At 66.5% G+C, this 9,239-nt stretch carries 9 protein-coding genes; 4 read left to right on the forward strand and 5 right to left on the reverse strand.

Features of this window, described 5'->3' with window-relative positions; translation table 11 throughout:
- On the forward strand, nucleotides 1-442 hold a 442-nt coding region (locus ACNPNP_RS01020), incomplete at its 5' end, for an HNH endonuclease signature motif containing protein (protein WP_448964215.1).
- Between the two features lie 98 nt (nucleotides 443-540).
- On the opposite strand, the gene ACNPNP_RS01025 is transcribed toward ACNPNP_RS01020, so the two are convergent.
- From ACNPNP_RS01025 to ACNPNP_RS01045, 5 genes are read right to left on the reverse strand one after another with little or no spacing between them, the layout of a single operon-like run.
- Nucleotides 541-933, reverse strand: a complete 393-nt coding sequence (locus ACNPNP_RS01025; protein WP_448964216.1) for a DUF1801 domain-containing protein — start codon at nucleotides 931-933, stop codon at nucleotides 541-543.
- Nucleotides 934-982: 49 nt separating this feature from the next.
- Nucleotides 983-1,630, reverse strand: a complete 648-nt coding sequence (locus tag ACNPNP_RS01030) for an aspartate/glutamate racemase family protein (RefSeq protein ID WP_448964217.1) — start codon at nucleotides 1,628-1,630, stop codon at nucleotides 983-985.
- Nucleotides 1,627-2,499 carry a hypothetical protein gene (locus tag ACNPNP_RS01035; RefSeq protein ID WP_448964218.1) on the reverse strand — a complete coding sequence of 291 codons (873 nt, stop codon included), beginning with the start codon at nucleotides 2,497-2,499 and terminating at the stop codon, nucleotides 1,627-1,629. The genes ACNPNP_RS01030 and ACNPNP_RS01035 overlap by 4 nt, the downstream gene beginning before the upstream one ends.
- Nucleotides 2,496-3,905 carry an FGGY family carbohydrate kinase gene (locus tag ACNPNP_RS01040; RefSeq protein WP_448964219.1) on the reverse strand — a complete coding sequence of 470 codons (1,410 nt, stop codon included), beginning with the start codon at nucleotides 3,903-3,905 and terminating at the stop codon, nucleotides 2,496-2,498. The genes ACNPNP_RS01035 and ACNPNP_RS01040 overlap by 4 nt, the downstream gene beginning before the upstream one ends.
- 11 nt (nucleotides 3,906-3,916) lie before the next feature.
- Complete coding sequence (locus tag ACNPNP_RS01045; protein ID WP_448964220.1) at nucleotides 3,917-5,452, reverse strand: FAD-dependent oxidoreductase; 1,536 nt, start codon at nucleotides 5,450-5,452, stop codon at nucleotides 3,917-3,919.
- A gap of 370 nt (nucleotides 5,453-5,822) precedes the next feature.
- On the opposite strand from ACNPNP_RS01045, the gene ACNPNP_RS01050 reads away from it, so the two are divergent.
- The 3 genes from ACNPNP_RS01050 (at nucleotide 5,823) to ACNPNP_RS01060 (ending at nucleotide 9,195) form a co-directional block, all read left to right on the forward strand.
- On the forward strand, nucleotides 5,823-6,734 hold the full coding sequence (locus ACNPNP_RS01050) for a carbohydrate ABC transporter permease (protein ID WP_448964497.1): 912 nt from the start codon (nucleotides 5,823-5,825) through the stop codon (nucleotides 6,732-6,734).
- Entirely contained in the window at nucleotides 6,734-7,687 is a 954-nt protein-coding gene (locus ACNPNP_RS01055; protein WP_448964221.1) for a carbohydrate ABC transporter permease, read from the forward strand. Before ACNPNP_RS01050 ends, ACNPNP_RS01055 begins: the two co-directional genes overlap by 1 nt.
- A 143-nt stretch (nucleotides 7,688-7,830) precedes the next feature.
- Complete coding sequence (locus tag ACNPNP_RS01060; protein ID WP_448964222.1) at nucleotides 7,831-9,195, forward strand: extracellular solute-binding protein; 1,365 nt, start codon at nucleotides 7,831-7,833, stop codon at nucleotides 9,193-9,195.
- Nucleotides 9,196-9,239: the final 44 nt, after the last annotated feature.

Below are 9,239 nucleotides of genomic sequence, written 5' to 3' on the forward strand. Positions count from 1 at the left end.
CGGCCCGGTCGATCCTGCGACCGCGCGGATCCTGGTCGGCAACGCTCCCGGTTTCGATCGAGTCTTCACGCATCCGGCGTCGGGGATGGTGCTCGGAGTCGACAGGTATCGCCCCTCGTCCGAGATGCGTCGGTATCTGCGAGCCAGAGATCGGCGCTGCAGGTTCCCCGGATGCCGACTGGTGGCAAGGCTGTGCGACGACGATCACACGATCGATCACGCGCACGGTGGTGCGACGACCGTCGCCAATCTGGCCGATTTCTGCCGCCGACATCACGTGACGAAGCATCAGACGCCCTGGAAAGTCCGACAACTCGGCGGTGGCGTGCTGGAATGGACCAGCCCCACCGGCAGGATCTACGTCGATCGCCCACCGGGCGTCGCCACCTACGTCACCTTCGACGACGTCGCCGACCGCATGCCATCCAAAGCACCATTCTGATCGTTGCGACCGACGGCCCTCAGTCATCACCCGCGACCACTGAACACAATCGGATTCACTCATCTAGACGACGCGTGACGAGACAGCGGGCAGCGCGTCTACTCCTCGGCCAGCCAGGCCCGGATGACCGAGATGATCGGGTCGCGTGCACCGGCGAGGTCGGCATCGTTCGGCAGTGCGAGACTGGCGCGAATATCCGAATGCCATGTCAGCAGGCCATCGGGATCGCCCCCGAACGTCGGCGCGGTGGCCTTGTCTTCTGACCGCTCGGTGCCGAAATGCAGGATGAGCCGCACGGGGCCTCTGCCTGCCGCGTTGATCGTCAGATGATCGACGCCGTCGAGCGTGTAGTCGGGTGAGTTCCACTTGACGATCTCGGTCAGCTCCGGCTCGGCGTCTTGCACGAGGGCACGCATCGAGTCGACCTCGGCACGCCGTTGCGGCTGCAGCGAAGCGAGGAAATCGTCGACAGTGGCGAAGCGCTCTGGCATAGGGCGAGACTAAGAGAGACCTCCGCCAATGTCGAGCATGCGTGGGCAGTCAGCGGCGCAAGGCCGAGACGAACGCAGCCGCGCCCGACTCCGGCGAGGTGAGCACCCGATGATCACTGCCCGCACCGGATGCCATCGAAGCCTGCGCAAGCACGATCGCGTCCGCATCCGCGGCTTCGGCGACGGCTGCGGCGATCAGGGCGTCGTGCGTCTCGAGGTCGCCGCCGCTGCGCGCAGCCGCCGCGCCCTCCACCACGCGTGACTCGACCGATACGCCTCCCGACGCATCTACAGCGGCAGCCTCGACGATGCGCGTCGTCGGCCCGAGCGTTGCCGCCAAGGTCGCGAGCACGAGTATCCGACCGTCACCGGTCGTGGCCCGATCAACGGCCTCCGCGGCCATCGCTGCATCGACCCGCATGAGTCGCACCTCGACCGCATGAGCGGCGTCGACGGCGGCTTCGCCGATCGACGAACAGGTCACGAGTACAGCCTCGGCGCCCGCCCTGCGCAGCGCGGTCAGGTGATCGCGCAGCGTCGCGTGCACATCCTCGGTGATCCCGTGAGCGACCGCGCGCGACAGCAACGAGGCATCCGTGACATGCACGATATCGAGGTCGTGGCGCCGGGCGAGCAGCAGGTCGTTGAAGACCGGCACGAGCGCGGGCACCGTGTGCAGCACTCCGATGCGGATCATGCCCTGCTCCAATCACGCCACGACCGCGCATGCTCGTCGACTACACCGGCGAGGGCCCTGAGCCGGTCGACTGACCGTGCACGCAGCTCCGACTGCACGTCATCGTGGCCGACGACATCGCTCCACAGGGCCCGTCCGGCGAGGAATCCACTCGCGCCCTCCTGGCAGGCGGCGCGTACGGCATCCGCGAATCGCTCCCGCTCGACGCCCTGCGACAGCACGACCCAGGGCGTTGCCATGCATTCGTTCAGAGCAGCGCTGGCGGTGCGCTGCTCCGCCTCGGTGCCTGTGCCTGCCATCGGAACCTGCGACTTGTAGAGGTCCGGATGGAGCGCCGAGAGCTCTCGCGCAGCCTCGCGGATCGCGGCATCCGCCTCGAAATCCGTCTCGCCCGGTGCCGCGCGCACGACCGGCTCCAGCACCGAGAGCACTCCGAGTGCGCGGGCCTCGGCGATGAAGCGCGACGCGAGATCCACCCGTGCCTCGCGTTTCTCGTCGCGTCGCCAAATGAGCAGCAGTTTGATCGCGTCCACGCCCGCGGGGAGCTCTTCGAGCGCAACCTCGTCGAGCGCGGTGTCCTCGACAGGCCCGCCCTCGACCTGGTCGAGCGCGTCGACGGCGAGGATCAACCCCGTCGATCCGGGAAGAGCCGCGCTGACCCGATCGAACCCGAACTGCCGGTCCGCGAGGAAACCGGAGGCGAAGGGGCCGAGCTCCTCCGCGACGGCGACCTTGAAGTCGATGATCACCTCGTCCTCCGGGCGTCCGCGCCCGGCGAGATCGAACATGTGCCGCAGGCTCTCCCTCTGGTCCATGGCGACCATGGCGAAACCGCCGGAGGGCCGGGCGATGGCGTCGAGTGTTGTCATGATTCTCCTTCTGTCGTGACGGCCGTGAGGAACCGTCGGTACGTGTCTTCGAAACCTGCCGCCCTCAGCGGCGTGACCTTCGTGCACGCGAGGACCGGTGCATCGCTCGGCGCCTCGCCCGCGCGCACCGCCGCGAGCAGCGCAGCCCCGGCGGCCACAGGCTCGTCGTCGGCGCACACCGATGTCGGCACCCGTGTGGCGGCGATGAGTGGAGCCCAGGCCGGGATCCTCTCCGTGAGCGATCCGACAACCGCGAGCGCCGTCGTCGGCGAGCCGGCGAGCTCGTCTGCCGTCTCGCGCATCCACCTCGAGTGCGCGACGAGCGACTGCAGCAGGCTACGGGCGCGGTCCGCCGAGCCGTCGGTATGACCGAGCACCTGTACACGGGCATCGGGATCGGGTGCGGGGCACTGGCGGCCGGACGGGTAAGGCAGCACGATCGCAGCGCCGCCGGCCCACTCGTCGGTCGCGATCGCGCGCAGCTGCGAGAGCATCCGGTCTTCGGGGTGCGCGGCATCCCACCAGGCCAGCATTGCGCCGCATGCCGGGCTGCCGCCCAGGATCGTCACGGCTGCGGCGTCGACGGTCCTGCCGACCGAGAAGCCGGCCTCGACCGCCCGTGCGATGTCGACGGCATCCGTCACTCGCACGATCGCCTCCGCCGTCCCCAGCGAATCCGCCGCGTCGCCCGCCTGACGTGCGCCGGCGGCCCATGCTCCGACGGCGTGGTCATGCCCGGCGATGTGCACGGGGATGCCGGGGGTCAGCCCGAACCGTTCTGCTGCTGCGGATGTCGTGCCGACGGGTTCTCCCGGAGCACGCAACTCGGGCATCAGAGACATGCGCGCGCCCAGGCTTTCGATGACCTGCGAGTCCCATGACTCTCCGCCGAGGCCGGCGAGCATGGTGCGTGCCGCGAGAGTGTGATCGGTCGCGCGCTGGCCGGTGAGGGCGAACGCGACGATGTCGGCGACTCCTGACCAGTGCCGCATGGCGCCGAACACGTCGGGGCGCTCGGCTCGAAGGGCGAGAAGAGTGACAGCGGCCGGCTTGGTCGTCGCCGGGACGCCGGTGGAGGCCGGCAGCCCGGGATGCTGGGACAGCAGCGCGTCGAGGTGGGAACGATCGACACCGCGGTCCCAGCGGAGCAGCGGTGTCAACGCCGACCCGCCGGCATCCAGAGCCGCACCGCTCTCGGCCATCGCGGCGATGCCGATCGCCGCGATCGGGCCGGATGCTGTGGTCGCGCACTCCCGCAGGACATCTGCCGCGGCGGCGATGAGCGTATCCGCATCCGACGGGGTGGGTCTGCGTGCCATGCGCACGACCGACACGTCATCGGTCACCTCGACGAGCGCAGCCTTGGTCGTCGTGCTGCCGATGTCCAGTCCCAGGACGCGTGTCACACCCACGCCGCTCATACCTTCAGCACCGCACCGGCATCGCGCAGGCGCTGCTGCAGTGCGGAGGTGTCGATGTCCTGTACGCGCTTCCCCGCACGCGCGGCGGATGCCGCCGCCAACCCGGCCGCCTGACCGAGCATCTGATACTGCGGTTCCATCCGCAGTGACGAGAACGCGACATGCGAAGCCGACACGCAGACCGCGACGATGAGGTTCTCGCACTCCTCCCGCCGCGGGGTGAGCGAGCGGTAACCGACTCCGTAGATCGGGACGGGGACCGACAGGTAGCCCTCGGTGACCACCATCGCGATCGGATCGGGATGCTCGTACACCCAGCGCCATGCGCGCTGCACCTCGCGGATGTCGAGATGATACGAACCGAGGGCGATGACGTCGTCCGGGACAGCGCCCGCTCGCAGCCCATGCTCGGTGAGGATGGTGTCCGAGACCATCCGCCGCGCCTCTCGCACGTACAGCTGATGCGGAAGGTGCCCGGTGTCGACGAACTCGTCCGCCGGTAGGCCCCACTCCTGCATGCCACGGCGTACGCCGGCGGGGACCGCCGGATCATTCGAGAGGAACCACAGCAGGTCCTCGGTGTGGTGCAGGTGGTGGAGCCGGATCGCCTCGCGTCGCGCTGCGTCGGCGTCCGGGTACTCCCACGCCGATCCGTCGAGCACGCTGAGTGAGAACGGACCGAGGGAGTTGCCGTCCGCCTTGTCGCCGGGCAGGTTCGGCTCGAGGCCGATGTACCGACCGGCGGGATGCACGTCGCGGCGCCTCTCTGCGTCGGCGAAGATGCGCCGTCCCAGCTCCCAATGCGCGTCGTCGTAGCCCTCGCGGCGCCGGAACGGGATGCGGTCGGCGGCGCGAGACAAGCAGACGCGGTACCCGAACGACATGATCCCGCCGTCGCCGCTGCCGACTTCGACTAGAGGTTCCGGCTTGATCTGGGGGAGAAGTGCGCCCGCCACCCGCCCGCTCTCGTCGTCACGGAAGGGTGAGATCCAGGGCGGCGCCGAATGCCGGCCGGGTGCGATCTCCCGACGACCGGCGAACAGTTCGCCGTGAAGAGTCCGGTCCTCACGTCCCACGGCATACGAGACGCCGGCCGCCGCCAGCAGATCGCCTTCGTAACCGGCATCGACGAACACGTCGCCCGTGATGACGGAGCCGTCCGAGAACGCTGCGGAGACGATGCGCCGATCACGCATCTCGACCATGCGCACGGCGGCGTCCAGTACGACGCTGACGCGCGAATCGTCGAGCCAGCGATGAAAGATCGCCTCGGCGACGTGCGGTTCCGGCCCGGCGAAATGCCCGATGGGCACGCCGTAGTGCTCGGCCATAGCAGCTCTGAACTCGCTCGCCATGCCGCCGAGGGCTCGCAGGTCGCCGACGTCGGTGTAACCGAGACCGCCACTGGTCATGCCGCCGATGTGGCGCCCCGGCTCGACCACGGCGACGCGTGCTCCGTGGCGGGCCGCGGAGACCGCTGCGCAGACGCCGGCGGCCGTCGCACCGTAAACGACGACGTCAGCGTCGATCACCGCGGGCCGCCCTGTCGAAGCACAGTCCCGCGACCGGGCGCAACCCCCGTTGCGGGCGGGCGGGGGATGCCTAGCATGACGGCATGTTGTCGGTTTCCGCCGCGGACTACCGCGCGGGGCAGGCGCAGGAGTCGCTCCTGACCTGCCGCGAGAGCCGGTTGCGCGGACGTGAGTCCGCACCGTATAGTCACTGCCATGTGGTAACGATGCCACATTTCGACGGGAGAAGCGTCATGACAGACACGAATCGCGTGAACCCCCTCGGATCGGAGGGGTGGAGATGAGCCTCAGGTCTGAGACCGAGACTCAGAATCTGATCCTCGGGAAGAACGCCGACGGCACGAAACGGCGCCGTCGTGGCGTGTTCCGGATGCCGGGTTCCAAGGTCAGTTACAACAAGCGCGAAGCGATTGCCGGGTACCTGTTCATCCTGCCGTGGCTCGTCGGATTTCTGATCTTCACGGCCGGCGCGATGATTTACAGCCTGTACATCTCGTTCAGCAGCTACAACCTCGCGACGAACACCGCGCGCCCGATCGGTGTCGACAACTACGCGCAGCTCTTCGAGGATCCGCGCGTCGCGGTATCGCTCGCGAACACCCTCTTCTACGTCGTGATGGCCGTGCCGCTGGAGATCATCTTCGCCTTGGCTCTGGCGATGCTGCTGAGCAGGCTGGCCCGTGGCGCCGGATTCTTCCGGACGCTGTATTACCTGCCAAAGATGACGCCTGCAGTGGCGACGGCCTCGGTGTTCTTCCTCCTCCTCAACGGGAACTCCGGCGCGATCAACGAGTTCCTGCGGTTCTTCGGTATCCAGGGGCCGCAGTGGCTGGTGGATCCTGATTGGGTCAAGCCCAGCATCGTCATCATGACCATGTGGACTGTGGCCGGCACGATGGTCATCTTCCTCGCAGCACTCAAGAACGTACCCGTCGAGCTGTACGAGGTGGCCTCGCTGGACGGGGCAGGCGCCATCCGCAAGTTCTTCTCGATCACGCTGCCGATGATCTCCGGCGCGATGTTCTTCAACGTCATCGTGCTGTCGATCGCGGCCTTCCAGATATTCGACCAGGCCTACATCCTGTTCTGGCGAGATCAGAGCAACTCCTCGCCCGAGGCATCGCTGTTCTATGCGATCTATCTGTTCCAGCAGGCCTTCCGCCAGTTCAACTTCGGATTCGCTGCGGCAATGGCATGGCTGCTGTTCGTGATCATCATGATCATCACCGTCATACAGGTGAAGTTCGGAAACCGATTCGTCTATTACGAGGGAGACCGCTGATGTCGGCGCCACTGCAGCAGACGCCGCGTCCGATGAGGCCGGCCCGCGAGCTCGAGACGGTCAACGTCACGGTGCCGAAGCGATCGCGCTGGCGTCGGTCGCTGGCACAGCCGAAGAGCCTCGCCGCCCGAATCATTCTCGCGATCCTTTCGATCTTCTTCGGGCTGCTGTTCCTGTACCCGTTCGTATGGCTCCTCGCGGCCAGCCTCAAACCGCGCGGCGAAGTCTTCGACAACGCGCTGATCCCGAAGACCTTCATGCCCGAGAACTACGTCGAGGTCTGGAATCAGCTGCCGTTGATGAGCTGGATGTGGAACAGCATCGCGATCGCGCTGCTCGCGGCCACAGCGGTCGCCGTCTCGAGCTCGATCGTCGCGTTCGGCTTCGCATACTTCAAGTTCCCAGGTCGCAGCATGTTGTTCGGGCTCGTACTGGCGACGATGATGCTGCCCGGTGCGGTCACCATGATCCCGATCTACCTGATCTGGAAGGAGACCGGCTTCCTCGGCACGTGGGTACCGCTGTGGGGCATGAACCTGTTCGGTTCCGCGTTCTACATCTTCCTTCAGCGCCAGTTCTTCCTCGGCCTCCCGAAAGAGCTGTTCGAGGCTGCCCGACTTGACGGCGCCAGCTACTGGTCGCTGTTCTGGCGCATCGCCATGCCGCTGTCGGTGCCGTCGTTCATCATCGTCTTCCTGTTCGAGTTCCAGGCGAGCTGGAACAACCTGCAGTCGGCGCTGATCTATCTGAACGCCGGCTCGGTCGACGACTTCACCGCCCCGCTCGGCATCGCCTATGCGATGACGAAATACAGTCCCACGGCCGGTGGCCATGGCGACTACCAGTACGTGATGGTGGCCTCGCTCATCGTCACCATCCCCATGCTCATCCTGTTCGCATTCGGCCAGCGGTACTTCATCGAAGGTGTCGCCACGCAGGGACGCAAGGGATGAGCAACCCGCAGAAGATCACAAACCAGTAAACACGCGGCAGCGCCGTCGCTCGGCCGCCCGGTTCGGTCACATGGCATGGGAAGGATCCCACATTGACAGATCCGGTGGAGGCGATGGAGCCGCCCCAATCGAAAGGGAAGATGATGCGCAAGCGCATTCTGGGAATCGCCGCGATCGCTGCGGCGTCCGCTGTCGTTCTCGCTGGCTGCAGTGGCGGTGGTGCCGGCGAGGTCGCCGGTGACGTCGACTTCAGCTCCGAGCCCACCGGCACACTGAAAGCATGGGGGTTCGAGAACGCAGACGACGTCGGCACATCGCGGATGGATCATGCCGCCGAGCAGCTGAGCGATGTCGAGGTTGATCTCGACGCGACGGCGTTCGACGCGCAGAAGTTCACAACGCGGATCGCCAGCGGCGATGTGCCTGACGTCGTGCAGATGGATCGGCGGTATGTCACGACCTATGCCGCCCAGGGGCTCATCATGCCGCTCGAAGAGTGCTTCAAGGCGCAGGACGTCTCGCCGCGCGATCACTGGTACCCGTTCGTCGTCGACGATGTCACCTACGACGACGCGATCTGGGCTGTACCGCAGTTCTACCAGCCGCCGGCGATCATCGTGAACAAGAAGGTGCTCGCAGAGGCGGGGGTCACACCCGACCAGATCGACACTTCACAGCCCGAGGTCCTGCTCGAGGCGATCGGAAAGATGTATCAGGAGTCCGGCGGAGTGCCGTCCCGTCTCGGTTTCGACCCTGTCGCGACGGGCCAGTCAGGTCTTTGGATCCTCGGTATGGGCGGCCAACTCAACGATGAGGACGGCGCGCCCACGTTGGATGACCCGAGCAACATCGCGGGCATCGAGATACTCAAGCAGATCACCGATGCCCAAGGCGGATTCGCCGCGGTCAAGAGCTTCACCGACTCGTTCGACACGTTCGGCGACAACAACCAGTACGTCGCCGGTCAGGTGGGTGCTCAGGTGAACGCACAGTGGTATCCGAACGTGCTCGGACCGTACGCGGATCAGATCGACATCGAGGCGGTTCCGTTCAGAGACGCGGACGGCGAGCCTTTCTCGGTCGCGTCCGGCACCTCTTTCGTGATCCCGGTGGGAGCCGAGAATCCGGCTGCGGCGTGCGCCTGGATGATCAATCTCACGTCCGATGATGCGTGGATGGCTGCGGGTGAGGCGCGTGCGCAGACTCTGGAGACGGAGGGCGGACTCAACACAGGCCTGTTCACCGGATCACCGGCTTCAGACCAGGCGATCCGCGAGCAGTTCGTGGTCGAGACGGGCAACGCCGGGTTCGACCAGGTCATCTCCACGTTCTACGACGTGGTCGACTATGGCCAGTCTTTCGGTTCCTCACCGGCCGGTCAGGAGATCCAGAACGAGCTGAACAACGCCGTCACAGCCGCGCTCCTCGGTGACAAGACCCCTGAAGAGGCACTGGCCGATGCGCAGCAGGCGGCTATGCGCGCATACGACAACGCGACCGCGGGCTGACGAGTCCGCATCCCCGGGGGAGGAGCGAAGGGGCGGGGCGCCTT

It is taken from the genome of Microbacterium xerophyticum (assembly GCF_053543555.1).

What these genes read in the sequence shown, in the direction of transcription:
- ACNPNP_RS01025 (WP_448964216.1), bottom strand. Translation starts at nt 933, where the DNA reads ATGCCAGAGCGCTTCGCCACTGTCGACGATTTCCTCGCTTCGCTGCAG.
- ACNPNP_RS01060 (WP_448964222.1), top strand. Translation starts at nt 7,831, where the DNA reads ATGCGCAAGCGCATTCTGGGAATCGCCGCGATCGCTGCGGCGTCCGCT.
- ACNPNP_RS01035 (WP_448964218.1), bottom strand. Translation starts at nt 2,499, where the DNA reads ATGACAACACTCGACGCCATCGCCCGGCCCTCCGGCGGTTTCGCCATG.
- ACNPNP_RS01030 (WP_448964217.1), bottom strand. Translation starts at nt 1,630, where the DNA reads ATGATCCGCATCGGAGTGCTGCACACGGTGCCCGCGCTCGTGCCGGTC.
- ACNPNP_RS01050 (WP_448964497.1), top strand. Translation starts at nt 5,823, where the DNA reads ATGCCGGGTTCCAAGGTCAGTTACAACAAGCGCGAAGCGATTGCCGGG.
- ACNPNP_RS01055 (WP_448964221.1), top strand. Translation starts at nt 6,734, where the DNA reads ATGTCGGCGCCACTGCAGCAGACGCCGCGTCCGATGAGGCCGGCCCGC.